The organism is Bradyrhizobium sp. 17, from assembly GCF_023073515.1.
Classification (GTDB): Bacteria; Pseudomonadota; Alphaproteobacteria; order Rhizobiales; family Xanthobacteraceae; genus Bradyrhizobium; species Bradyrhizobium canariense_D.
This window is the reverse complement of sequence record NZ_JADPJQ010000117.1, coordinates 205,844-228,374: the sequence shown is the minus strand read 5'-3', so window position 1 is coordinate 228,374 and position 22,531 is coordinate 205,844. Positions and strand designations below refer to the sequence as shown.

Annotated in this window: 23 protein-coding genes, 1 tRNA gene and 1 pseudogene; 11 read left to right on the top strand and 14 right to left on the bottom strand. The window is 64.3% G+C overall.

Annotation, left to right across the window (positions count from 1 at the left end; translation table 11 throughout):
• Window positions 1-164: 164 nt before the first annotated feature.
• Window positions 165-722 carry an HNH endonuclease gene (locus tag IVB13_RS26135; RefSeq protein WP_007597381.1) on the top strand — a complete coding sequence of 186 codons (558 nt, stop codon included), beginning with the start codon at window positions 165-167 and terminating at the stop codon, window positions 720-722.
• Between the two features lie 72 nt (window positions 723-794).
• On the opposite strand, the gene IVB13_RS26130 is transcribed toward IVB13_RS26135, so the two are convergent.
• Window positions 795-1,796 carry a glycoside hydrolase family 16 protein gene (locus IVB13_RS26130; RefSeq protein ID WP_018453225.1) on the bottom strand — a complete coding sequence of 334 codons (1,002 nt, stop codon included), beginning with the start codon at window positions 1,794-1,796 and terminating at the stop codon, window positions 795-797.
• A 302-nt stretch (window positions 1,797-2,098) separates the two neighbouring features.
• Between IVB13_RS26130 and IVB13_RS26125 the strand changes: the two genes are divergently transcribed.
• The 3 genes from IVB13_RS26125 to IVB13_RS26115 all read left to right on the top strand — a co-directional run bounded on the left by IVB13_RS26125 (window position 2,099) and on the right by IVB13_RS26115 (window position 5,096).
• Window positions 2,099-2,320 (top strand): dodecin, encoded by a 222-nt coding sequence (locus IVB13_RS26125; RefSeq protein ID WP_018453224.1) that lies wholly within the window; start codon window positions 2,099-2,101, stop codon window positions 2,318-2,320.
• A 158-nt stretch (window positions 2,321-2,478) separates the two neighbouring features.
• A complete protein-coding gene (locus tag IVB13_RS26120; RefSeq protein ID WP_018453223.1) occupies window positions 2,479-4,383 on the top strand; it encodes a diguanylate cyclase in 1,905 nt (634 codons plus the stop codon).
• Between the two features lie 65 nt (window positions 4,384-4,448).
• The gene (locus tag IVB13_RS26115; RefSeq protein ID WP_026232488.1) at window positions 4,449-5,096 is read left to right on the top strand and encodes an HAD family phosphatase; all 648 of its coding nucleotides are present in this window, start codon (window positions 4,449-4,451) and stop codon (window positions 5,094-5,096) included.
• A 24-nt stretch (window positions 5,097-5,120) separates the two neighbouring features.
• Here IVB13_RS26115 and IVB13_RS26110 read toward each other — a convergent pair whose 3' ends face one another.
• From IVB13_RS26110 to IVB13_RS26085, 6 genes are all read right to left on the bottom strand, one after another.
• Entirely contained in the window at window positions 5,121-6,089 is a 969-nt protein-coding gene (locus IVB13_RS26110) for a dipeptide ABC transporter ATP-binding protein (RefSeq protein WP_007597389.1), read from the bottom strand.
• On the bottom strand, window positions 6,086-7,081 hold the full coding sequence (locus IVB13_RS26105; protein WP_085350758.1) for an ABC transporter ATP-binding protein: 996 nt from the start codon (window positions 7,079-7,081) through the stop codon (window positions 6,086-6,088). Before IVB13_RS26105 ends, IVB13_RS26110 begins: the two co-directional genes overlap by 4 nt.
• Entirely contained in the window at window positions 7,081-7,998 is a 918-nt protein-coding gene (locus IVB13_RS26100) for an ABC transporter permease subunit (RefSeq protein ID WP_007597392.1), read from the bottom strand. Before IVB13_RS26100 ends, IVB13_RS26105 begins: the two co-directional genes overlap by 1 nt.
• Window positions 7,964-8,923 carry an ABC transporter permease gene (locus tag IVB13_RS26095; protein WP_007597394.1) on the bottom strand — a complete coding sequence of 320 codons (960 nt, stop codon included), beginning with the start codon at window positions 8,921-8,923 and terminating at the stop codon, window positions 7,964-7,966. Before IVB13_RS26095 ends, IVB13_RS26100 begins: the two co-directional genes overlap by 35 nt.
• 28 nt (window positions 8,924-8,951) lie before the next feature.
• A complete protein-coding gene (locus tag IVB13_RS26090; protein WP_026232487.1) occupies window positions 8,952-10,742 on the bottom strand; it encodes a peptide ABC transporter substrate-binding protein in 1,791 nt (596 codons plus the stop codon).
• Window positions 10,743-11,003: 261 nt separating this feature from the next.
• Window positions 11,004-12,422, bottom strand: a complete 1,419-nt coding sequence (locus tag IVB13_RS26085) for a M20 family metallopeptidase (RefSeq protein WP_018453219.1) — start codon at window positions 12,420-12,422, stop codon at window positions 11,004-11,006.
• 283 nt (window positions 12,423-12,705) lie between these two features.
• Between IVB13_RS26085 and IVB13_RS26080 the strand changes: the two genes are divergently transcribed.
• The 3 genes from IVB13_RS26080 (at window position 12,706) to IVB13_RS26070 (ending at window position 15,065) form a co-directional block, all read left to right on the top strand.
• The gene (locus IVB13_RS26080; RefSeq protein WP_018453218.1) at window positions 12,706-13,677 is read left to right on the top strand and encodes a S1C family serine protease; all 972 of its coding nucleotides are present in this window, start codon (window positions 12,706-12,708) and stop codon (window positions 13,675-13,677) included.
• 28 nt (window positions 13,678-13,705) lie between these two features.
• A complete protein-coding gene (locus tag IVB13_RS26075) occupies window positions 13,706-14,776 on the top strand; it encodes a phospholipase (protein ID WP_018453217.1) in 1,071 nt (356 codons plus the stop codon).
• Between the two features lie 82 nt (window positions 14,777-14,858).
• Window positions 14,859-15,065 carry a hypothetical protein gene (locus IVB13_RS26070; RefSeq protein ID WP_018453216.1) on the top strand — a complete coding sequence of 69 codons (207 nt, stop codon included), beginning with the start codon at window positions 14,859-14,861 and terminating at the stop codon, window positions 15,063-15,065.
• Between the two features lie 77 nt (window positions 15,066-15,142).
• Here the strand turns inward: IVB13_RS26070 and IVB13_RS26065 are convergent, their stop codons facing one another.
• The 3 genes from IVB13_RS26065 to IVB13_RS26055 all read right to left on the bottom strand — a co-directional run bounded on the left by IVB13_RS26065 (window position 15,143) and on the right by IVB13_RS26055 (window position 16,809).
• On the bottom strand, window positions 15,143-15,802 hold the full coding sequence (locus tag IVB13_RS26065) for a DsbA family protein (protein ID WP_026232486.1): 660 nt from the start codon (window positions 15,800-15,802) through the stop codon (window positions 15,143-15,145).
• A gap of 98 nt (window positions 15,803-15,900) precedes the next feature.
• Complete coding sequence (locus IVB13_RS26060; protein ID WP_018453214.1) at window positions 15,901-16,377, bottom strand: PaaI family thioesterase; 477 nt, start codon at window positions 16,375-16,377, stop codon at window positions 15,901-15,903.
• A gap of 3 nt (window positions 16,378-16,380) precedes the next feature.
• Window positions 16,381-16,809, bottom strand: coding sequence for an acyl-CoA thioesterase (locus tag IVB13_RS26055; RefSeq protein ID WP_018453213.1), 429 nt, complete (start codon window positions 16,807-16,809; stop codon window positions 16,381-16,383).
• Between the two features lie 109 nt (window positions 16,810-16,918).
• Between IVB13_RS26055 and IVB13_RS26050 the strand changes: the two genes are divergently transcribed.
• A complete protein-coding gene (locus IVB13_RS26050) occupies window positions 16,919-17,467 on the top strand; it encodes a TetR/AcrR family transcriptional regulator (protein ID WP_018453212.1) in 549 nt (182 codons plus the stop codon).
• Window positions 17,468-17,514: 47 nt separating this feature from the next.
• Here IVB13_RS26050 and IVB13_RS26045 read toward each other — a convergent pair whose 3' ends face one another.
• Window positions 17,515-18,006: a hypothetical protein gene (locus tag IVB13_RS26045; RefSeq protein ID WP_085361101.1), complete on the bottom strand. Its 492-nt coding sequence runs from the start codon at window positions 18,004-18,006 to the stop codon at window positions 17,515-17,517.
• Between the two features lie 202 nt (window positions 18,007-18,208).
• Between IVB13_RS26045 and IVB13_RS26040 the strand changes: the two genes are divergently transcribed.
• Together IVB13_RS26040 and IVB13_RS26035 are read left to right on the top strand one after the other, a co-directional pair.
• Window positions 18,209-18,493, top strand: coding sequence for a PsiF family protein (locus IVB13_RS26040; RefSeq protein WP_018453210.1), 285 nt, complete (start codon window positions 18,209-18,211; stop codon window positions 18,491-18,493).
• 98 nt (window positions 18,494-18,591) lie between these two features.
• The gene (locus tag IVB13_RS26035; protein WP_247490886.1) at window positions 18,592-19,677 is read left to right on the top strand and encodes an AbrB family transcriptional regulator; all 1,086 of its coding nucleotides are present in this window, start codon (window positions 18,592-18,594) and stop codon (window positions 19,675-19,677) included.
• Window positions 19,678-19,680: 3 nt separating this feature from the next.
• Here the strand turns inward: IVB13_RS26035 and IVB13_RS26030 are convergent, their stop codons facing one another.
• Entirely contained in the window at window positions 19,681-20,220 is a 540-nt protein-coding gene (locus tag IVB13_RS26030; RefSeq protein ID WP_018453208.1) for a disulfide bond formation protein B, read from the bottom strand.
• Window positions 20,221-20,374: 154 nt separating this feature from the next.
• Between IVB13_RS26030 and IVB13_RS26025 the strand changes: the two genes are divergently transcribed.
• Window positions 20,375-20,459: transfer RNA gene (locus tag IVB13_RS26025), tRNA-Leu, on the top strand.
• A 101-nt stretch (window positions 20,460-20,560) separates the two neighbouring features.
• On the opposite strand, the gene IVB13_RS26020 is transcribed toward IVB13_RS26025, so the two are convergent.
• Together IVB13_RS26020 and IVB13_RS26015 are read right to left on the bottom strand one after the other, a co-directional pair.
• Window positions 20,561-21,883 (bottom strand): FAD-binding oxidoreductase, encoded by a 1,323-nt coding sequence (locus IVB13_RS26020; RefSeq protein ID WP_018453207.1) that lies wholly within the window; start codon window positions 21,881-21,883, stop codon window positions 20,561-20,563.
• A 345-nt stretch (window positions 21,884-22,228) separates the two neighbouring features.
• Window positions 22,229-22,468, bottom strand: a pseudogene (locus IVB13_RS26015) (cupin domain-containing protein); the annotation flags it as partial.
• Between the last annotated feature and the right edge of the window lie 63 nt (window positions 22,469-22,531).

Sequence of the window (22,531 nt, the reverse complement as noted above, 5' to 3'; positions counted from 1 at the left end):
CCTCGGACTTGGAAATCACAGCGTTTTGCGCGCTTTGCCACCCCCCGGCCGCATTGCTTGTGCCGGAATAAGTCGCTCAACGGGCTTCACAATCCCGTCACGCTGCATGTAGTATGTCAGTTACGTGCTGCTTCGCAGCGTACATTGGAGGCCAGGAGCGTTACTTGAACGCACATGTCTCGCAAGGCCATTGGCCGGTGTTGGTGCTGAATGCGGACTTCCGGCCGCTGAGTTACTACCCACTGTCTTTGTGGTCGTGGCAGGACGCGATCAAGGCGGTATTCCTCGACCGCGTCAACATCGTCGCGCATTACGATCAGGCGGTCCATAGCCCCACGCTGCAAATGCAGCTGCCGAGCGTCGTCTCGCTCAAATCCTTCGTCAAGCCGACCACCCACCCTGCCTTCACCCGATTTAACGTCTTCCTGCGCGATCGTTTCGCCTGCCAATATTGCGGCTCGCCCGAAGACCTCACCTTCGACCACATCATCCCGCGCAGCAAAGGCGGCCAGACCACCTGGGAGAACGTGGTCGCGGCGTGCTCCCCCTGCAATTTGCGCAAGGGCAATCTGACGCCGGTGCAGGCCAAGATGTTTCCACGCCAGCACGCCTTCGCGCCGACCGTGCACCAGCTCCACCGTAACGGCCGCCTGTTCCCGCCGAACTATCTGCACGACAGTTGGCTGGATTATCTCTACTGGGATACGGAGCTGGATCCGTAACGTCGGCGTGCAGGCCCTCGGCAATCCATCGTTGACTCGCGCCGCCCAACGCCGGGAGAGATCAGCGAGCTTCTATCTGCGCGCCTGCTCCAGATCGATCTGATAGACGGAAATCCGGTCGATCTCGAATGCGACGGTAGGCGGCGACTCCGCGTCGACCGGACCGACGCCGAGAAAGAATTTGGATCCGATCGCGAGATTGACGATCATGTACATGGGATCGTCGAAACCGATCGGCACCTTGATGTCGGACACCGGTCTGCGGTCGATGAAATAGACCAGGCGATCCTCCTCCCACAGCACACCGTAAGTGTGGAATGCGCTCGACGCGTCGCCGACCGCGAAGTCGAAGCCGCAGGACTGAATCTTCTGGGTCGAGGGAATCCGCCAATGCGTCGTCATCACGAGATCGCCCGGCTTTTCGCCGCGGCCTTCCAGCACGTCCACCTCCGGCGGCCAGCCACCGTCATCCGCCAGCATCCAGAACGCCGGCCACACTGCGTGCCCGACCGGCACCTTGGCGCGGATCTCGAAATAGCCGTGCTTCTGCGCGAACGTGCCCTGGGTCGTCAGTATCCCGGAGATGTACTCGTTGTCGAACAGCACCGGCTTCAACCCCGGCGGGGTACGGCTGGCGACGATCGACAGCACGCCGTCCTTGACCTTGAACGGATCGAGCCCGAGCGGCGCCGCGTTGCGCCCCGCATAGCGCGGATCGACATAGATCTGTTGCTCGCCATTGGCGCTGGTCTTGCGCTTGAAGTCGGAGCCGTCGCCGCCCCAGTAACGCGCCTCCGGCCAGGCCGCGCCGCCGGCGTAATGCGGCACCCAGCGTCCGTTTGCCAGCGGATGCTCGTCAAAATCCTCGTTGAAGGTCCGGCGTAGCGGCAAGAAGACCAGCGAGGCCGGATTGACCTTCTCCAGCCGACGGCACTCGATGGTGGAGGGATCGGTCGTGACCTGCAGCGACATGCTCATCGGGGCACCGTCGAGATCGTCCTGCGCGATGGCCGGCGCGGGCACAACGCAGAGACCGATCGCAGCCAGAGCGCCCCTCGTCCAACGCTCGATCATCACCGCACTTCGAAGACGCCAGAGGAAAGGCCAAGGTTAGCTTACTCATATCGGAACCAGCAAGAGCGGGCCGGCGACCGCGCGCCAATTCAGGAGCGCCGCTTGCACACGCGATCCAGATTTTCGTGCACTTAGAAAAATTGGGACGCCTAGGCAGCGCTCGGAAGGCGAGCGGCAGGCTCCTGCCGGGACGGAACTCGGGGCGCCGGCATCCGTTCAGAGTCGAGGCCGGATGTCGCGCGGGCGCCAGTTGTCCGCGACAGACATATCCGGTCCCGCCACAGCACGAGGGGAGAATAGTCATGGCCACAAGCGAGACGGATCACGTCTACAAGATCCTGGAACTGGTCGGATCGTCCGAGACGTCGATCGAGGATGCGATCAAGAACGCGGTCAGCCGGGCCGCAAAGACCGTTCGCGAGATGAAATGGTTCGAGGTGGTGCAAACGCGCGGCCATATCGAGAACGGTGCCGTGCGCCACTACCAGGTGACGCTGCGGGTCGGCTTCACGCTGGATGAGTGAGGCAGAAAGGCCCGGCGCGCGGGGTCAGCCTGGTTAGCTCGACGATAGCCCGTCAATTGTCGAGGATTGTTCCGACCGGAAGCGCACAATCCGCACGGAAGTTGCAACAGCCCGTTAAGGCCAAAGTGAGAGGTTTGCGCCGAAATGGAGCAAGCCTGATGACCACGGGCCGCGAACTCGGAAAGACGCGCCTTCCGCTCTGGGCAGCGGGTTTCGTCATCCTGACCTGCTTCGCCATCCTCGGCTTGAGCGCCTGGCGTGAATGGGAAACACGCAATGCCGATCTCAAGAACGCCGAGATCGACGTCGCCAATCTGGCGCATTCGCTGATCCAGCACGCGGACGACACCTTCGAACTCGTTGATACAATCCTCGTAGGCCTGGTCCACCGGCTCGAAATCGACGGGACGGGTCCGGACACGATCACCAAGCTTCAGGCCTATCTGCCGACACGAAAATCATCGGACCGGATCCGCGGCATCTTCGTTTATGACGCGAGCGGGCAGTGGCTTGCCACGACCGAGCGGCTCGACTTCTCCAAGCTCAACAACAGCGACCGCGAATATTTCCAGCGTCATCGGCACTCGCCGGAGATGGGCACGCTGATCGGACCGCCCGTGAAGAGTCGAGCCGGGGGCCAATGGGTCGTCACCGCGTCCCGCCGGATCAACGATGCCGACGGCGGCTTCGCCGGCGTTGCCCTGCTCACGATCGACGTCGGCTATTTCGTCAAGTTCTACGAGCGGTTCGACATCGGTACGAACGGCTCGGCATCGCTGCTCAACGATAGCGGCATCATGCTGGCGCGCAGCCGCGACGACAGTGGCGCCTTTGTCGGACGCGACCTGTCCAATGCGCCCTTGTTCAAGGGATGGGAAAGTCGCCCCGCCGCAGCAGTCTACTATTTCAAGTCGCCGCTCGATGGCGTCCAGCGGCTGAGCTATTACCAACGCAGCAGCCGCTATCCCCTAATGGTGCTGGCGAGCAAGTCGCGGGACGACGTGCTGGCGCCGTGGCGGCAAGCCGCGGCTGCGCGCACCACCTTCGTCCTCGGCCTTGTGCTGCTGATCGCGGTGATCGGCTTCTACCTGGTCCGTCAGCTCGTACAGCGGCAGCGCACGGCCCAGGCCCTCGTCGTCAACGAAGCAAACTTCCGCCTGTTGGCCGAGCAATCCAGCGACATGGTGACCCGGATCGGGCTGGACAACCGGCTGCTCTACGTTTCCCCCTCGTGCGTACGCATCACGGGCTGGTCCTCCGACGAGCTGCTATCCACCTCGGCCCTGGCCGGCATTCACGCCGACGACATGGAGCGGGTCGAGCAGGCTATCGCCGCGCTTAAGAATGGCGAGGCCGAGGAGACGCGGTTCGTCTATCGCCACCGTCATCGCGACAAGGGCGAGATTTGGGCGGAGGCGGCGTTGCACGTGACCCTGGCGTCGGACAGCGGTGAGATCGACGGCGTCGTCGCGGTGGTGCGCGACATCACCGAGCAGAAGGATCTTCAGGACAAGCTCGCCTCGCTTGCAACGACCGACGGCCTCACCGGACTCGTCAACCGGCGCGCGTTCGACGAGCGCCTCGCCGAGGAATGGGCCCGGGCCCGGCGCGATGGCACGCAGCTCTCGCTCCTGCTGATCGATGTCGATCATTTCAAGAAGTTCAACGACCAATACGGGCATCTGGCGGGCGACGGATGCCTGCGCGCGCTGGGCCGGATCCTATCAACCCACACCAAGCGCCAGGCCGACGTCGCGGCGCGCTACGGTGGCGAAGAATTCGCCGTGCTGTTGCCGAACACCGGTCCCGAGGGCTGCGCCGAGGTCGGCGAAGGGATTCGCAAGGCTCTGCACGATCTCGCCATGCCGCATGCGCAAAGTCCCCCCTCGCGCCTGGTGACCGCAAGCGTTGGCGGCGCGACGAGTCTGCCGTCCCAAACCACGGCGGACTGCAGCACGCTGGTCGGCGCCGCCGACCGCGCGCTCTACGCCGCCAAGGACAACGGCCGTGACCGGCTGGTGATGTCGGGACAGGTCGTTCCCTGGCCCGCCAGGAGCGCGTGACGGATCGACCGCTGGCCCGATTTGTTGCCTGCGCTCCAGCGCGGTATGGCTTGGATCACGGCCGGATGTTCGGCCAATCCGAGAGTGCTGCGGTGACCGGTCAAATCAAACTCGTCCTCTTCGACATGGACAATGTCCTCTGCGACTACGACACGGCAAAGCGTGTCGCATGGCTGGCGAAGGTTGCGGGGACCACGAGCGAATCCGTCCACAAGGCGATCTGGGACAGCGGCTTCGAGCTGCTCGGCGATTCCTGCACACTCGATGCCGCGGACTATTTGCGGGGTTTCGGCGACCGCATCGGCTATCCGCTGTCACTGGACGAGTGGATCGAGGCGCGACGCCGTTCAATGCAGGCCGATCGTGCCATGCTGGAGATTGTCGGCAGCTTGCGTCAAACCGTCGACATTGCCGTCCTGACCAACAACACGACGCTGGTCGCCGACCATATCGCAGCGCTGCTGCCGGAATTGCCACCGCTGTTCGGCTCGCGAATCTACGCCTCGGCCCGGTTCAAGACGGCGAAGCCGGACCCGCGCTGCTTCCGCCTCTGTCTGTCGGAGCTCGACGTCAAACCGGAGAACGTCCTGTTCGTCGACGATCTCATGGCCAATGTCGCCGGTGCGCGAGAGGCGGGCCTGTTCGCGCATCACCACACCTCGGTTGAGGCTTTCAGGCGGGCCCTGTCGGAGCACGGCCTGCTTCACGCATGAATGCGCGATCCGCTTTTCCCGGCGTCAGGCGAGATGGCACGCCACAAAGTGCCCGCCTGCTCCCTCCTTCAGCTCCGGTGCGCTTTCCGCGCAACGCGGCTGGGCGATAGGACAGCGGGTGTGGAAGTGGCAGCCCGACGGCGGCTTCATCGGGCTCGGAACGTCGCCCTTGAGGCGGATGCGCTCGCGCTTGAGCTTGGGATCGGGCACCGGCACCGCCGATAACAGCGCCCTCGTGTAGGGATGCTGCGGATTGCGGTAGAGGTCGCTGGCCTTGGCGAGCTCGACGATACGGCCAAGATACATCACCGCGACCCGGTCGGAGATGTGCTCGACCACCGACAAATCGTGCGCAACGAAGAGATAGGTGAGGTTCAGCTCCGCCTGGAGATCTTCCAGCAAGTTGATGACCTGCGCCTGGATCGAGACGTCGAGCGCAGACACCGGTTCGTCGCAGACGATCAGTTTCGGCTCGACCGCGAGCGCACGCGCGATCACGATGCGCTGGCGCTGACCGCCGGAGAATTCATGCGGATAGCGGCGCATGTGCTCGGCCTTGAGCCCGACCTTCACCAGCAGGCTCGCGACGCGATCCTCACGCTCCTTGGCGGATGAGCCGAGCTTATGGATGACGAGGGCTTCGCCGAGGATGGCGCCGACCGTCATGCGCGGATTGAGGGAGGCGAACGGGTCCTGGAACACAAGCTGCATGTTCCGCCGCATCGCGCGCAAATCGTTGCCGCCGAGCTGGCGGACATCCTGACCGTCGAACACGACCTCGCCGTCGGTCGGTTCGATCAGGCGCAGCACGCAGCGTCCCGTCGTCGACTTTCCGCAGCCGGATTCGCCGACGAGGCCGAGCGTCTCGCCGCGGTTGACCGAGAACGAGACCCCATCGACGGCATAAACGCTGCCGACCTGGCGCGACAACAGGCCGCCATGCACGGGAAAATATTTCTTCAGGCCGCTGACGCGGAGCAGGGGCTCGGTCATGCTGCGCCTCCCAACTGCGTATCTCCCAGATGACAGGCCATACGGTGGCCGGGCGCGATCTCGCGCAGCAGCGGCTCCCTCTCGGTGCAGACGCTCATGGCGTGGCGGCAGCGCGGAGCGAAGCGGCAGCCGACCGGCGGATTGATCAGGATCGGCACCGAGCCGCCGATCGCCTCCAGCCGCACCTTGTGCTCGCTGGCGAGATCGATGCGCGGGATCGAGCGGATCAGTCCCTGGGTATAGGGATGGCCGGGATTGCCAAAGAGGTCGTCGACGGGCGCCTCCTCCACCACCTTGCCGGCATACATCACGACGACGCGTTGCGCGGTCTCGGCGACGACGCCCATGGCATGGGTGATCAGCATCACCGCCATGCCGAAGCGTTCCTTCATGTCCTGGAGCAGGTCGAGGATCTGCGCCTGAATAGTGACGTCGAGGGCCGTGGTGGGCTCGTCGGCGATGATCAGTTTCGGCTTGCAGGCGAGAGCCATCGCGATCATCACACGCTGGCGCATGCCGCCGGAGAACTGATGCGGATAGTTGTGCACGCGGCCTTCGGCGTTGGGAATCTGCACCAGCTTGAGCATCTCGATGGTGCGATCGAGCGCCTGTTTCCTGGTGACATTCTCATGGCGGCGCAGGCTTTCGGCGATCTGCTCGCCGATGGTCAGCACCGGATTGAGCGAGGTCATCGGCTCCTGGAAGATGAAGCCGATCTCCTTGGCGCGGATCTCGTCGAGCTGACTGCTCGTCAGCGGCACGAGATCGCGGCCCTCGAAGATGATCTCGCCTGCCGCGATGCGGCCCGGCGGCATCGCGATCAGCTTCAGGATCGACATCGCGGTGACGGTCTTGCCGCAACCGGATTCGCCGACGACGCAGAGCGTCTCGCCGCGGTTGATGGAGATGTCGACACCGTCGACCGCCTGGAGGATGCCGTCGTCGGTGGAGAAGTGGGTTTTCAGTCCCTTGATCTCGAGCAGCGGCGCCATCAGATCACCCGCCGCGCATCGAGCGCGTCACGCAGGCCGTCGCCGATAAAATTGATGGCGACCACTGCGATGAAGATCGCGCCGCCCGGGAACAGCGCCCAGTGCGGGCCGATGTCGAGAAAGTCTTTCGCGTCATAAAGCAGCCGGCCCCAGGTCGGCGTATCCGGCGGGAAGCCGAGGCCGAGGAAGGACAGCGTCGATTCCGCGATGATGGCTGCGGCCACGTCGATGGTGCCGGCGATGATCACCGGACCGAGCGCATTGGGCAGGATATGGCGCACCACCTGCCGTACCGGGCTGGCTCCGAGAGCGCGCGCGGCTTCGACGAATTCCTTCTCGCGGATCGACAGGAACTGGGCGCGAACGAGGCGGGCGACCGGCATCCAGCGCAAGCCACCGATCACGAGCACGATCAGGATGAAAATGCCGCCCTCGGGGCCGAACGCTGCCTTCAGCCCGTCGCGGAAGAGATAGATCAGCAGCAGCAGCAGGGGCAATTGCGGCAGCGACAAAAAGAGATCGGTGAGCCACATCAGCCCATGGCCGAGCGCGCCGCGCGACATGCCGGCGAGCGCGCCGATCAGCACACCGACAAAGACCGAGACCAGCATCGCGGCGAGACCGACCGCGAGCGAGATGCGCCCGCCATAGATCATGCGGGCGAGGATATCCTGCCCGAGATCGTCGGTGCCAAAGGGATGGGCCAGCGACGGCCCCTGCATGCCCGCCACGATGTCGATGTCGTCGATCTTGACCCGCCAGATAAAGGGGCCGACCACCACCGCCAGGATCAGAACGAGGAGCAGGAACGCGCTGACCACGGCAAGCTTGTGGCGGCTATAGCGCCGCCACGTCTCGCGCCAGGGCGAGTAGACGCGCCGCTCAGCGGAGGGAGATGCGAGGGTCAAGCCAGCCATAAAGAACGTCCGCGATGAGATTGAACAGCACGACCAGGCACGCAAAGACGAAGGTGACGGCCATCACCACCGGCGTGTCGTTGGAAAGGATGGAGGAGATCAGCAGCGAGCCGATGCCGGGGATGCGGAAGATCTGCTCGGTGACGATGGCGCCGCCGAACACCGCCGGGATTTGCAACGCAATCAACGTGACGACCGGGATCATCGCGTTGCGCATCACATGCTTGATGATCACCCGCCTCTGGCCGATGCCCTTGGCGCGCGCGGTGGTGACGTAGTCGAGCCGGATCACGTCGAGCATCGCCGAGCGCACGAAACGCGTCATCGACGCAGCCTGGAACAGGCCGAGCACCGCCACCGGCATGATCGCCTGACGGATCATCTCCAGCACCCAGTGAATCCCCGTGCCCTTGATGTCGGTCGTGTAGACGAAAGGCAGCCAGTCCAGCGTGACCGAGAAGATCAGGATGAACAGGATGCCGGTGAAGAAGGTCGGCAGCGAGAAGCCGACAAAGGCGAGCGTGTTGGCGACCTGGTCGAACAGCGAATAAGGTTTCGTCGCGGCGTAGACCCCGACCGGGATCGCGATCAGGAGCGCAAGGATCTGCGCCGAGCCGATCACGTACAGCGTCGTTGGCAGTCGCTGGAGAATGAGCGTGTCCACGTTCATCCGGCTGACGAAGGAGAAACCCCAGTCGCCGTGCAGCATGGCGTTGAGCCAGTGCAGGTAACGAAGGTAGATCGGATCGTCGAGGCCGAACTTCGCCCGAAGCGCGAGAGCGACTTCGGGCGGCACGTTCGGATTGGTCGCTAGCTCGGAGAAGGGATCGCCCGGGGCGAGTGCGAGCACGACGAACAGCACGAGCGAAATTCCGAGCAGGCTCGGAATCGCGATCAGGAGGCGACGCAGGACATACTGGCTCATGAAGAAGGACCGCTCTAGGCGTGCGTGATCATTCTTCGCGGTACCAGTCGAACAAATTGTCGGTCTCGTTGGCCCAGCCGGAAACGACCGGGCGCAGATTGTTGGCGGCCGCCTCGACCTTCAGACGGTGCTGCACCGGGATGAAAACGATGTCGTGGTACATGAGATCATTGGCCTTGATGTAGAGCGCCGCGCGCTTGACCGGATCCATTTCGCCGTCGGCGGCCAGGATGGTCGCGTCGTACTCCTTGTTGACCCAGCGCGGGAAGTTGGTGCCCTGCCACTTGTTCTCCTTGGTGGCGACGAGGTTCGAAAGGTAACGACGCATGTGCTGCGACGGATCGGGCTGGCTCAGCGGGATCTGGAACATCTCCATGTCGGCGTAGAACTTGGAATAGGTGTCGGGATTGCCGACGTCGGAGGAGAAGAACACGGAGGCGACGACCGATTTCAGCTCGACGTCGATACCCGCCTTCTGGCAGGCCTGCTTGACGATGGCCTGCGTCTTCTGGCGCGGCCCGTTGATCGCGGTCTGGTAGAGGAGCTTCAGCTTCTTGCCGTCCTTCTCGCGGATGCCGTCGGCGCCCGGCTTCCAGCCGGCGTCGTCGAGGATCTTCGAGGCCTTCTCGACGCTGAACTCCCACGAGGTGTTCTTGGACACGAATTTTTCGGGCCCGTTGAGGAAGTTGGCGGTGGTGCGGCCGGCGCGGCCGTAGATGGCCTTCTTGACCGATTCGCGATCGATCAGCAGCGAGAGCGCCTTGCGCACCGCTGGATCAGAAAACAGCGGGTGCTTGGTCTTTATCGAGGAGCGTTCGCCATCGACCTCGGTGTTGGGATCGGTGAAGTTCAGCGCGATGAATTCGGTGTCGCCGCCGACGGCGTAGACGGTTTTTCCCTTGCCGCCCTTCTCCAGGCGCAGCAGCACGTCGTCCTCGACCTGAATGTTCCAGCCGAAATCATATTCGCCAGTCTGGATCACCGCGCGCGCGGCAGAGACGGCGTCGCCGCCGCCCTTCATCTCGATCGAATCGAAATAGGGGCGGTTGGCCATGTGATAATCGGGATTGATCACGCCGCGGACAAGATCGCCCGGCTTGAACTCGACGAACTTGTAGGGGCCGGTACCGACCGGCGAGAGGTTGGTCGGCGCCTCCCGCGACTTGGACCCCATATAGTCCTTGAACAGATGTTTCGGGATGATGGTATTGGGAGCCCCGACAAAAGCGTCGGCCCAGAACGGCGTCGGCTTGTTGAACAGGATGCGGACCGTGAGGTCGTCCACCTTCTCGACGGTGATGTCGCGGAGCGTCGCGATGGTCAGTGCGGAGGTCGCCGGATCCTTGGCATATTCCCAGTTGAAGACGACGTCGTCGGCCGTGAACGGCGTGCCGTCATGCCATTTGACGCCGGGCTTGAGTTTCCAGGTCACCGACTTGCCGTCGGCGGCGAGGCCACCGTTCTGGATCGAGGGAATTTCGGCGGCCAGGACCAGCTTCATGTTGCCGTCGGGATCCCAACAGGCGAGCGGCTCGTAGAACAGACGCGCGCCGTCCTGGTCCTTGGTGCCGGTGGCGAAATGCGGATTGAGCAGGGTCGGCCCCTGCCACCACAGCAGCTTGAGCGCGCCACCGCCGCCGCGCTTGGTCGGCTTGTAGGTCGAGGCGCCCTCGGCCATGGCGACGCCGCCAAGGGCGAGAATCTGGTTGGCCAAAGGCGCGGTGAGACCCACGGCGGCAAGACGCTGAATGAAGCCGCGGCGATCCATCCGCCCGTCCTTCACGTCACCGATCATCGAACGCAGTTGTTTATCCAGCATGGTTGTCCCCGTCTGGTTCCCGTATGGATGCAGGCGGTCGCGCGAGGCGACCACCGGGCTTGGCTGGCGGTAGATGGCACACCGAATGGGGTGCGCGTCAACTGCGACCGTGTGTATGCAAACGGTCTTCTGACTGTCTGTTGGGCAAAACCATATTCCGCAGCCCATCCGATCGGCAATCCAGCATCAAAACACGCTGAATTCCGCGCTGCACTGCAGAAAATTTGATCGCCGCATCAGACGAAGTATCGAGGCGAAATTCTACGCCACGGACATGTCGAGCGGCGGCGCGACGTGGTCTGGCAGCGGACAGACGTAAGGCGTCTTGGCTGTCCGCTTCTGGAGGTCAGCCGTGGCAGCCTTGATCAGCTCCGGGTCCGTCAGCGCCTTGATACCGATGCCGGCCATCGCCTTGGCGGCCTGCACCATGGCCTTGTGCGCATGCGCGCTCTTGCCCTGCGCGACCACCTGCCAGGTGTGGAAGGGCGTACCGATTGCAACCGTGGGTGCGTGGACCTGCACGGTCGGCACCACCCAGCTCACGTCGCCGACGTCGGTCGAGCCGACCAGCGGATTGCGCTTGGCATCCAGTGGCACCAGGAAGTCAGCCAGCGGCCGGTCGGTCGGCTCCATGCCGATCGCGTAATAGACCGACTCGATGTCCTTGTCGCTCAGCGTTGCGCGGATCTCCGTGGCAAAGCCCTTGTCTACGTCGTCGAAATGCGGCGGTCCGAGCTCTTCCATGACCCGATGCAGCGCCTGCTCCAGCGGCGTGTTCGGCAGGATGTTGGAGACCGCGGAGATGATCTTCATCTCGACCTTGGTCTCGGTCATCAGCGCCGCGCCGTCCGCGATCTTGCTCACGCGTCCGACCAGCTCGTTCATGCCGGGCAGATCACGGGCGCGGATCGAATAGCGCACGCGCGCATGCGCCTGCACCACGTTCGGGGCGATGCCGCCGGTGTCGAGCAGCGCGTAGTGCACGCGCGCGTCGCTCGGCATGTGCTCGCGCATATAGTTCACGCCGACATTCATCAGCTCCACGGCGTCGAGCGCGGAGCGGCCGAGATGCGGCGAGGCCGCCGCATGCGAGGTACGGCCGGTGAAGATGAAATCGGCGCGGGTGTTGGCGAGTGACGGCGTCACCGCGACTTCCCAGAAGCTGTGCGGATGCCAGGTGATGGCGATGTCGGCGTCTTCGAATGCACCGGAGCGCACCATGAAGGCTTTTGCCGCGCCGCCCTCCTCCGCGGGGCAGCCGTAATAGCGCACGCGGCCCGGCACCTTGTTCTCGGCAAGCCAGTCCTTCACCGCCGTCGCGGCGAGGAGAGCTGCGGAACCCAGCAGATTGTGACCGCAGCCATGGCCGTGGCCGCCAGTCTCGACCGGACGATGCTCCGCGACGCCGGCCTCCTGGCTCAGGCCCGGGAGCGCGTCATATTCCCCCATGAAGGCAATGACCGGTCCGCCCTCGCCCCATTCGCCCATCACCGCGGTCGGAATGCCCGCGACCTGCTCGGTGATGCGGAAACCCTGATGACGCAACTCGGCGAGATGCTCGGCGGCGGATCGCGCCTCGGTGTAGCAGACTTCGGGCATGCCCCAGACCTTGTCGCTGAGGTCGATGAAACGTGCCTTGATCGTGTCGATGCCACGCCAGATGTCGCTGCGGTTGTCCATGCTTCGGCCCCGTGATCCCTCGGTCAAACGAAGCGGCAATGGTTAGCAGCTTCATTGTACCGCGCCTAGCACCTCGCCGGACAGCAGCCATGCGGCCAATGCCGGAGGCCCGCTCGACCGACCGTGCATCAAGCCTTCCCGCGCCTTTCAAAGATTTCATCCGGTGCCTCGGGAATAGTTGGGGAACGAGGCTTTCAAGACGGCCTCCTCCGGCCTAAATTATCCGTGCTTCGCGCGTCGTTCCGCTAATCGGCGGAGCGATGCTCTCAGCCAGGAGAACTCCATGCCCGCCCTGACCGAATGGAGAGTGCCACCGGCCAATCAGCCGCGTGCGAGCGATTACGGTTTCGATCTCGACCGCGCGCTCGCCTCCGTCGTCGGCCTGCATGCCATCATCCCGCCGGACGCCTTCAGCGCCGAGACACTGGGGACTGAACGCGCCGGCAACGGCGTCGTGATCGACGACGGGCTGGTGCTCACCATCGGCTACCTCATCACCGAAGCAGAGTCGGTGTGGCTGCATGTCGGAGACGGGCGCGTAGTGGAGGGACATGTGCTCGGCTTCGATGCCGTCACCGGCTTTGGCCTGGTGCAGGCGCTCGGCCAGCTCGATGTCGCCCCCTTGCCGCTCGGGATCTCGGCCGAGACCCGGCTCGGCGACCGCGTCGTGGTCGGCGGCGCCGGCGGACGCACGCGTTCGGTCGCGAGCCAGATCGTGGCCAAGCAGGAATTCGCCGGCTACTGGGAATATCTGCTGGACGAGGCCATCTTCACCCATCCCGCGCACCCGAATTGGGGCGGCACGGCGCTCCTCAACGAGCGCGGCGAGCTGATCGGCATCGGCTCGCTGCAGCTCGAACGCGAGCGCGAGGCCAAGGCCGAGCACGTCAACATGATCGTGCCGATCGACCTGTTGAAACCGATCCTGGACGATCTGCGCAAATTCGGCCGCGTCAACAAGCCGGCACGGCCGTGGCTCGGACTGTTTTCGACCGAGATCGACAACCGCGTGGTTGTGATCGGGATCTCCGCCAATGGTCCCGCCGCCCGTGCCGAGCTCAAGACCGGCGACGTCATCCTCGCGGTCGACGGCGAGAAGGTCACGAGCCAAACCGGCTTCTACAAGAAGCTGTGGGGCCTCGGCGCTGCCGGCGTCGACGTGCCGCTGACGGTACATCATGAAGGCGTCACCTTCGACGTCACGGTGACCTCGACCGATCGCTACAAGCTCTTGAAGGCGCCGAAGCTGCACTGACGATCAGAACTGACGCAAGGAAGCGACGATGAGCGAGGCCGTCGTTGACGATATCGTGGCCGTGCTGCCGCCGCTGCTCAATGCGCTGGAGGCGCTCGCCTTTTTTCAGCGCAACCTGCACCCGCCGGCCTTCGGCTCCGTGATGAATGCGATTGGCGCTCCCGACGAGGCGTTGCAAACGGCGCGCGCGGCAATCCGAGAATGGCCGGAGGAGTTCACCGGACTGCGCGAGCGGCTCGATCGTGCCTGCGACGAGACGCTCGCCGCCTTTGCCGGCCTGCGCGAGGTCGAACGTGGCAATGGCGACCTCGTCGCGGTCTTCCGCGCACTACGTCATGTGCCGCGCGCGCAGGAGGCACTCTATCCGCTGGCCGTGCGGTTTCCGCCGGTCAGCAGTTTCTTCCTCAACGCCGCGAATCGCGAGAATGCCGACCTGTTGTCGCGGCTCGAAGCCGGCGCGGACGCGCACACCGGCATCATCCACGATCACAACGAGCCCGGCAGCCGCGGTGGCTTTTCGGTCTACGTGCCCGAATATTATACGCCCGATCGCGCCATGCCGCTGGTGATGGCGTTGCACGGCGGCAGCGGCAACGGCCGCGGTTTCCTGTGGAGCTGGCTGCGCGATGCCCGCAGTCTTGGTGCGATCCTGGTGGCGCCGACCGCGACCGGCCCAACCTGGGCGCTGATGGGTGACGATTCCGACACGCCCAACCTCATGCGCATTCTCGAAACCGTGCGCAGCCGCTGGACCATCGACGCCTCGCGCATGCTGCTCACCGGCATGAGCGACGGCGGCACCTTCTGCTATGTCACCGGCCTCGACGGCGCCTCGCCCTTCACGCATCTCGCGCCGGTGTCGGCGACCTTCCATCCGCTGAGGGTCGAAATGGCTGACGCTGCGCGTCTGCAGCGCCTGCCGATCTTCATCGCGCACGGCAAGCTCGACTGGATGTTTCCGGTGCAGACCGCGCGGCAGACGCAGGCGGCCCTCGCCGCCGCCGGCGCCGACGTCACCTATCGCGAGATCGACGACCTCAGCCACACCTATCCTCGCGAGATCAACGCGGAGCTGGTGCAGTGGCTGAATGGAGAATGAACAACCTCTCCTTCCCTGCGCCCTACTGCCGCGGAACAATCGATCCGGGCCGACGTTATCGCCCGTCATCGGAGGTTTCGCCATGCGGATGTTTCTTGGAATGATTTTGGGCGCGCTGCTGCTTGCCTGCGGCGTGTATGTCTATGACTCCATGCAGACGTCGTCGGTTGCTCATGGCGAGGTCGCGACGACCAATCGCACCATCGTAAACTGGGATGTCGCCAAAGCCGATTGGGACGCGCTGCGCGATCGCGCGCACAAGGACTGGGTCCGCATCTCCTCCAAGTAACGATGTGGTATCATGAATGAGGCGCCGTCGCGGGTCCGCGGCGGCGCCTTCGTATTGCGCGGTGAATATCGCTCGGCTCAGTTCATCTTGGCCTTGCGGGCGTCGGCGATGACCTGCTCGAACTCGTTCATGCTGAGCACGCCGGGCACGCGGTATTTGCCGACGATGAAGGACGGCGTGCCGCGGAAACCGAAGGCTTCGGCCTGCTCGTTGTTGCGCTTGAGCACGGCGTCGATGTCCTTGGCGTGATCGGCGAGATCGCGCTTCAACCGATCCATGTCGACGCCGGCCGCCGCGAGCAGTTCGTTGATGCGCGGCTCCGTCAGGCGCGAGCTGACGCCCATCATGGCGTCATGGGCCTGGTGGTATTTGTCCTGGAATTTCGCCGCCAGCGCGGTCCGCGCGGCCGTGACCGAAACCGGACCGAGAATCGGCCAGTCCTTCATCACCAGCCGGACCTTGCCGTCGTCCTGGATGACCTGACGCAACTCGGGCTCGAGCTTGCGGCAATAGGGGCAGTTATAGTCGGACCATTCGATGATGCTGATATTCCCGTCGGGATTGCCGGCCACGGGAACGTCGGGATCGCGCAGCACCTTGGCTTCGGTCAGCACCTCGTCTTCGTCGGTTGCCGCCCGCGCCGCGGTGATCCCACCGGCGACAAGGGCGCCCGCTCCAATCAGCGTCAGCGCCGCGCGCCGCGTCGGCACAAGGCTCTTATTCCTGAATCCAGCCATATCTCGTTCCATTTCGGTCCCATTTCCGTGGATACGGTCCGAGACTGGGAATTGTTACAGGTCATATAGAGTGTCGCGGCGCCGATGTCATCGCCACGCTATGCCGGTATCGGGGCCGGCGCTTGGGAAGCGGCAACGCGGGGCAGCATTGCCATCAGCGTGCCGGTCATCGTGGCGATCAACGTGACCTTGCCCTCGTGCTCGGCAAACGCCCTGGCCTCGCAAAAGGTCAGCGTGCGGCCGGGCTTGACCACCTCTGCCTTGAAGACGAAACGCTCGCCCCGTGCCGGCGCGAGCAGCGTAGTCTTGAACTCGACGGTGAGGATATCGGCCTCGCGCGGCATCAGGGTGAAGGCGGCGACACCACAGGCATTGTCGAGGCCTGCGGTAATGATGCCGGCGTGGACAAAGCCGTTCTGCTGTGTGAGGGCCGGCGAATGCAGCATGGCTAATTCAGCCTCGCCCGGCGCAAGGCGGACGATCACGATACCGAGCGTGTGCATCGCCGGCTGGCCGTCGAACATGGCGATGCCAGCCGCGCGATAGCCCGGGTTCTTCGGCTCATATGCAGCCATGGCTCAGGCCTCCGCCTTCTCGGCGAGGTGCCTCAAGGCCACCTCGCGGATGGCATCCGTGAACGGCACCGATTTGCGCTGGCTCCGGTCCATGTGCACGCCCGTGATCTCGCAGAACGCGGCGATCTCGCCGGTCTCGGCATTGGTCATGTCGTGCCGGAAGCGGATCGATTTGTCGCGGATCTCAAGCAGATGGCTGCGGATCTCGACGATGTCGCCGGCGCGCAGCTCGCGCTTATAGGTGATGTTCTGCTGCACGGCGGCCATGCCGCGGCCGGAGCCGCGCAGATAGCTCGGCGTCAGCCCGAGGCGAGCGAACAGATTCCAGTTGGCCTCGTCGAATTTGCCGACATACCACATGATGTTCATATGGCCGACGTGATCGCACTGCCATGGATAGACCGTGCCGCGATAGGTCGCCTCCTGCTCCATCGCAATTCTCCCTGGCCTTTTCTGCCTTTGATTGTCGATACGGTAGCGTATCAACCTCCTCCCGCGTTAGCAATACGGCACCGTATCAAGAATCGGCGAGGCTGCCTGCATGAGTGACGGCAAAGGCGATGTCTGGGTCGAGGCAGGGCTCACCGAGCTCGCCCGATCGGGAGTCGAGGGGGTTCGGGTCGAGGTGCTCGCCAAGAATCTGGGCGTCACCAAGGGCGGCTTCTACCGCCGCTTCGCCGACCGTGCCGCACTGCTCGGTGCCATGCTGGAACGCTGGCGCGAGGGGCGCTCAACGGCGATCGCGCAGCAAACGAGTCTCGATGGCCAAGAGCCCCGTGAACGGCTGCGGGCGGTGATCCAGCTCTATTCGGAGCGGCTCAATCCGGACGGGATGGCAATCGAGCTTGCGATCCGGCAATGGGCTCGCTCGGACGAGGGCGCCGCGGCAGCGGTGGCGAACGTGGACGCCGCGCGGCTGAAGCACGTCGCCGAACTCTATCGCGCGACCGGCCTCGATACCGAGGCAGCCGAAGCGCAGGCCTTCCTGTTCTACTGCTTCATCTTCGGCCAGAGCCTGCTGTTCGTCGAGCGCGGCCCGCGCAAGCGATCGCAGCTCGTGGCAAAATCGGCCGAGAAGCTCCTGGATTAAAGCAAGAGGCCGGAGCTTGGCTCCGGCCTCTGCGTCGTCTTGAAGCGTCAGGCGGCGCCCTTCAGCTTCTTGTTGCATTCGCTGTAATAGCCGCCGCCCTTCTCGATCCACTTCATGCCGCCATTGCCGTTGGTGGCCTTGTTGGCGTTGTACTGGTCGACGCAGGTGTGCAGGCGCCCCTTGCCGGGGGTCTCCTTGGCGTATTTCGGATCGACCGCGTTCGGATAGATCGCGGGGCCGGCCGGCAGGGTCGGGGCAGCAGCCGGGGCGGCCTCCTTCTTCGCCTGCTTCGGCTCGGCGGGAGCGGCGGGCGCAGCAGGAGCGGCCGCGGTCGGCGCAGCCGCTGGCGTCGCGTCCGCGCCGCACTGGGCCTTGCGGAAGTCATTCCACTTCGTGGTGCCGAGCGACCCGTCCTTCTTGGCGGCCTGGTATTTCGCGCTGCACTCCTGCGAGGTCAGCGCCTGCGCCGGCGCACTTGCCACCAGCGCGGCAAAGCCCGACAGCGCAACTGCACATAGCAACTTTGATTGAATGGTCATCCTTGGTCTCCTCCTTGATCTTCCCCCGAGGGAAGTGAACCGAGGATTGCTATCCTAGCGTGCCGCCCGCCCGCGACAAGGAAGCGATGGCTGCTGCCGCCAAAATATAGTGATCCTCCACGTTCCAATTATTCATGTCGCGTTCAGCAACGCCAGCCGACTTTCGCGCCCTTCGCAATTCCCGCAAGAAGAGTGCAGCACCATGACCCTCACATCTCGCCTCGCCGTCGTCGCTCTCGCCTCCCTGCTCGCCACCGGCACCGCCTTCGCGCAGACCGCCGCGCCGGCAGCAAAGACCGACACCAAAACCACAACCGCCGCCCCCATGGACAAGAAGGCACCGAAGGAGCACTCGGCCGAGTCGCTCGAATGCTCCAAGCAGGCCGACGCCAAGGGCCTGCACGGCAAGGAGCGCAAGAAATTCCGCTCCGAATGCATCAAGACCGCCAAGGCCGGCATGGCCGCGCCGGCTGCGGAGAAGAAGTAAATCCTTCCCCCCTGCTCGCGGCTTCGGCGAGAGGCGCGCGCATTGCGGTATGACGTGGCCGCAATTGTGCGCCTCTTGTTGATTTGCGATAAGGTGGTGTGAAGCAAATCACCGCCTCCCTGCCGTTCGAATGGCCGAGCCGTGCCAAGATGTTGAGCACGGTGGAAACGCTCGTCATTGGCACCGCCGGGGGCCTCGTGTTTCTGCTCGCGGGCCTTCCGGGGGGATTGATCTCGGGCTCCATGATCGCGGTAGGGATCGCCGCGATCGCCGGTCGCCAGCTGACGCTGCCGCCGATCCTGACCCAGACGGTGCTGGTGCTGCTCGGCATTTCGTTAGGATCAGTCGTCTCTCGCCACCTGCTTCAACAGGTCAGTGCCTATCCGCTCACCATCGGGCTGCTCGCGCTCCCGACCTTCTGCTCGACCTTCGGCTCCAGTTATTATCTCCAGCGCATTCACGGCTGGGACCGCACCTCGGCCTTCCTCGCCGGCAGCCCCGGCGCGCTGTCGCAGATCACGATTTTGGCGGTCGAGCGCGGCGCCGACCTGCCGGGCATCGCGGTGGTGCAGACCATGCGCGTCATCATCCTCACCGCGGCCCTGCCGATGGTGCTGGCGTTCGCCGGCGTCGCGCCCTCCGTCGCGCCATCGCTGACGACGACGATCGCCTCGCCGCTCGACCTCGTCGAGCTGGTCGCGGCCTCGCTGGCCGCGGCACTCCTCCTGCGGCTGATCAGGTTTCCGGCGAGCTGGATGTTCGGTGCGATGATCGGCTCAAGCGTGCTGCATGGCGCCGGTTGGGTCGAGGGCGGCCTGCCGGACTGGGTACGCGGCGTGGCGCTGGTCGGCATCGGCGCCCTGATCGGCAGCCGCTTCGCGCGGATGAGGATCAAGACGCTCGCCGGCCACATCAACGCGGCACTGGGCTCGTTTGCCATCGCCATCGCCGTTTCCGCGATCTTCGTCGGCATCGTGGCGCTCACCACGCAGGTGAAATTCTCCGACGTCGTGGTCGCCTACGCACCGGGCGCGATGGACGCCATGCTGGCGCTGGCCCTGACGCTGCACATCGATCCGATCTTCGTCGGCGCACATCACCTCTCGCGCTTCGTCTTCGTGACGATCGCGACGCCGGGCATTGTGCACCTGTTCGGCCGGACGCAGGACGATGTGGATGATTGAGCCTCAGCGCTTCACCGTCGCAACGAATCCCCACGCGGCGATCGCAGCCATCAAGAGCGAGATCAGCACGTTGTAGCCGGCAAGCGAGAGGCCGAGGAAGCGCCACTGCACCTCGTCGCAGCGGACCACCTTCACGGTGTCGAGCCGCGACAGCAGGTCGGTGGCGCTGCCGAGATTGACGACGGGACCGGAGCAGTCGGTCGGTCCCTTCCAAAAGCCCCATTCGACGCCGGAATGATAGGTGCCGAGCCCGGCATTGGCGATGCTCGCGAGCGCAAGGATCGCCAGGCCCGCGAGCAGCAGCGGTCTCGGCGCACCGCCCCGCGCCGCGAGTGCGATGAGCAGGCCGAGCGGGATCACGAGGTAATAGGCGTAGCGCTGCTCCAGGCAGAGCGGACAGGGCACAATCCCGAGCACCAGCTGGAAGAACCAGGCGCCCGCGATGGTCGCGGCTGCCGTCAGCGCGACCGCGAGCGAAGCGGCCAGCGCAGGGGTCGTGGCCGCCGGTTTGAACGCAGGTATTGCGGCACTCTGGGTTGTCACGGCAGCCTCCTTTCGATGGGTCGCTTTCCAAGGCTGTAACCCCGGCTCATGCGGCTGTCGAGAACGGCCCGGATCACTTTGGCGCGGGTTGACCCCGCTTGGTCCATGGCTATAGTCCGCCGGCTTCGCGACGCCCGCCTAGGGCCGACCGAGGGCCCCTGTGGCGGAACTGGTAGACGCGCTCGACTCAAAATCGAGTTCCGCAAGGAGTGCTGGTTCGATTCCGGCCAGGGGCACCAACTAGGCTGTTCAAGCCCGTTCTAAATCGTCCGCAACCATCCGCAGTACTCCAAACCTGGCGTTGCTCGGTACGCGTCAGGCCCGACTTCCGGCTCGATCTTCAGATGGCCGAGATGTCCAGCTTCGAGCCATCGGTCAGACGCGACAGCCGGAACGGTGCGGGATCGACGCAAGGAGTGTCGTTGACGAGAAGCTGTGCGGCCAGATAGCCAAGGCCCGGGCCCAAACCGAAGCCGTGACCCGAGCAGCCCGCTGCGAGGACGAGGCCTTCCACCCGGTCCACCTTCGACACGACAGGCACTGCATCCGGCGTGCAATCGACGAAGCCGCCCCAAGCGCTACCGAGCTTTATTTCGCCGAGTTGGGGGAAGGTTTTCCGGACACTCGCCACCACTTGGCTCACCAGCCATTTCAAGGGCGGAGGATCCAGCACGCGATTCTGTTCGAAGATCCGATCGTCGTTGGTCAGCAGCGCCGTCATTGAATCCGGCCCCGAAACGAACGATTGGCCGACGCCAATCCTGACGTTCTTCAGGCGACGCAAGAACTGCGGCATGAATTCCCGGCTGTACCGGATAGCCTGGGGCGTGATTTCGAGGTTCGCCTTGCCGCTGATCGCAAGCGTATAGCTGCCGTCCAGTCGACGCGTGATCGTGCAGTAGGGTGTGGAGACCGCCTCGCCTATGTTGATTGTCGGGGTGGAACGCAGCGCGGTCTGACGGATGCTCGCTTGGGGAAAACTGATCCCGAGCGGCCGAAGGAAGCGCGAGGACCAGGCGCCGGCGGCGCAAAGCACCGCGCTGGTTCTGATATAGCCCTTCTCCGTGTGCACGCCTGCAATCTTGCCATTGGCCAAGTCGAGCGCCCGCGCGGCGCATCCCTGGTGGATCGTGGCGCCCAGAATTCTGGCCCCTTCGGCGATAGCCGGCGCGGCGAGCGCAGGTTCGGCCTTGCCGTCCCGAGCCGAATAGGTCCCGCCGACCCATTTGTCGCGCGCTTCGGGGACGCGCTCGGCCACCTCCGCCCGGCTCAGCACGCGGGTGTCGACGTCGTACTCCCTGGCGACCTCGCGCCACCTTTCCCAGCCGGCGAGCACAGCCTCGTCGTGGGTCGCATAGACGAGTCCGCAGCGCCGAAATCCGAGGTCCCGATTGATATCGCGCGTGAGCTCGTCCCACAGCCGCATAGAGATCACCGAGAGTGGCAGTTCGCGGCGATCGCGGTTCTGCTGCCGGCACCAACCCCAGTTTCGGCTCGATTGTTCACAGGCGACGTGACCCTTCTCGAGGAGCGCCACAGAGAGGCCGCGCTTCGCCAGGTAATAGGCGGCCGTAGCGCCGAGGATACCGCCGCCGACTATGACGACATCGGCCTCGGCCGGGAGACGCTCATCGCTGTGAATGCGCTCGACATGGGGCGACATGTTCCAACGAACCTCGGCTGCCAAGAACGCGGAAGCAAAATTCCGATCAACCCTTCATCGCATCAGGCGCCCGATAGAATGTGCTGAAATCATCTAGGACTTCGCAAGATGTTCGGGTTTTTGAGCGCTTGAGCGATACGAGCTGCTCAAGCGCGATCGTCCCAGTTCGGCGCAACGGCGGCGCGACCTGCTTGTCCACGGAGACTGGACCGCTTTTCGATGCCCCAGAAAAATGGACCCAGACCGTCGCGATTGGCTCGGCGACACCGGGACGAGTGATGTCCTGAACCACGAGCGTCGAGAAGGCACCAGCGCGGCGGCAAAGCCCATTTCGGCGCCCGAAGTCATCTTCCGCACTGTCTCGATCGTCTTCCATACGCCGACATAGCCGGGTTTCATCACAAAGCTGTCGCCGGCGCGGAAAATGCGAGGCTCCTTGCCTTCCTCGGTCAGCTCCACCACGCCGGAAAGGATGTGGCAGTACTCAAAGGTCTCGCCCTTGATCGAGCGGTTCTCGCCAGGCGTGGCTTCCCAGACTCCGGTCTTCACCGAGTCGGCGCGGGAGGAGTCCTGCTCCCAGGTCCTGAGGTCATCGAGGCCGGACCGGCGAAGGCCGGTCGACGGCGTCAAGCGTTTGCTCCGATCGCA

Coding starts and splice junctions, on each gene's coding strand:
- IVB13_RS26110 (WP_007597389.1), bottom strand. CDS start 6,089: ATGACCGAGCCCCTGCTCCGCGTCAGCGGCCTGAAGAAATATTTTCCC.
- IVB13_RS26045 (WP_085361101.1), bottom strand. CDS start 18,006: ATGACCATTCAATCAAAGTTGCTATGTGCAGTTGCGCTGTCGGGCTTT.
- IVB13_RS26070 (WP_018453216.1), top strand. CDS start 14,859: ATGCGGATGTTTCTTGGAATGATTTTGGGCGCGCTGCTGCTTGCCTGC.
- IVB13_RS26050 (WP_018453212.1), top strand. CDS start 16,919: ATGAGTGACGGCAAAGGCGATGTCTGGGTCGAGGCAGGGCTCACCGAG.
- IVB13_RS26120 (WP_018453223.1), top strand. CDS start 2,479: ATGACCACGGGCCGCGAACTCGGAAAGACGCGCCTTCCGCTCTGGGCA.
- IVB13_RS26090 (WP_026232487.1), bottom strand. CDS start 10,742: ATGCTGGATAAACAACTGCGTTCGATGATCGGTGACGTGAAGGACGGG.
- IVB13_RS26075 (WP_018453217.1), top strand. CDS start 13,706: ATGAGCGAGGCCGTCGTTGACGATATCGTGGCCGTGCTGCCGCCGCTG.
- IVB13_RS26095 (WP_007597394.1), bottom strand. CDS start 8,923: ATGAGCCAGTATGTCCTGCGTCGCCTCCTGATCGCGATTCCGAGCCTG.
- IVB13_RS26130 (WP_018453225.1), bottom strand. CDS start 1,796: ATGATCGAGCGTTGGACGAGGGGCGCTCTGGCTGCGATCGGTCTCTGC.
- IVB13_RS26100 (WP_007597392.1), bottom strand. CDS start 7,998: ATGGCTGGCTTGACCCTCGCATCTCCCTCCGCTGAGCGGCGCGTCTAC.
- IVB13_RS26065 (WP_026232486.1), bottom strand. CDS start 15,802: ATGGCTGGATTCAGGAATAAGAGCCTTGTGCCGACGCGGCGCGCGGCG.
- IVB13_RS26080 (WP_018453218.1), top strand. CDS start 12,706: ATGCCCGCCCTGACCGAATGGAGAGTGCCACCGGCCAATCAGCCGCGT.
- IVB13_RS26040 (WP_018453210.1), top strand. CDS start 18,209: ATGACCCTCACATCTCGCCTCGCCGTCGTCGCTCTCGCCTCCCTGCTC.
- IVB13_RS26060 (WP_018453214.1), bottom strand. CDS start 16,377: ATGGCTGCATATGAGCCGAAGAACCCGGGCTATCGCGCGGCTGGCATC.
- IVB13_RS26085 (WP_018453219.1), bottom strand. CDS start 12,422: ATGGACAACCGCAGCGACATCTGGCGTGGCATCGACACGATCAAGGCA.
- IVB13_RS26020 (WP_018453207.1), bottom strand. CDS start 21,883: ATGTCGCCCCATGTCGAGCGCATTCACAGCGATGAGCGTCTCCCGGCC.
- IVB13_RS26115 (WP_026232488.1), top strand. CDS start 4,449: ATGTTCGGCCAATCCGAGAGTGCTGCGGTGACCGGTCAAATCAAACTC.
- IVB13_RS26125 (WP_018453224.1), top strand. CDS start 2,099: ATGGCCACAAGCGAGACGGATCACGTCTACAAGATCCTGGAACTGGTC.
- IVB13_RS26055 (WP_018453213.1), bottom strand. CDS start 16,809: ATGGAGCAGGAGGCGACCTATCGCGGCACGGTCTATCCATGGCAGTGC.
- IVB13_RS26105 (WP_085350758.1), bottom strand. CDS start 7,081: ATGGCGCCGCTGCTCGAGATCAAGGGACTGAAAACCCACTTCTCCACC.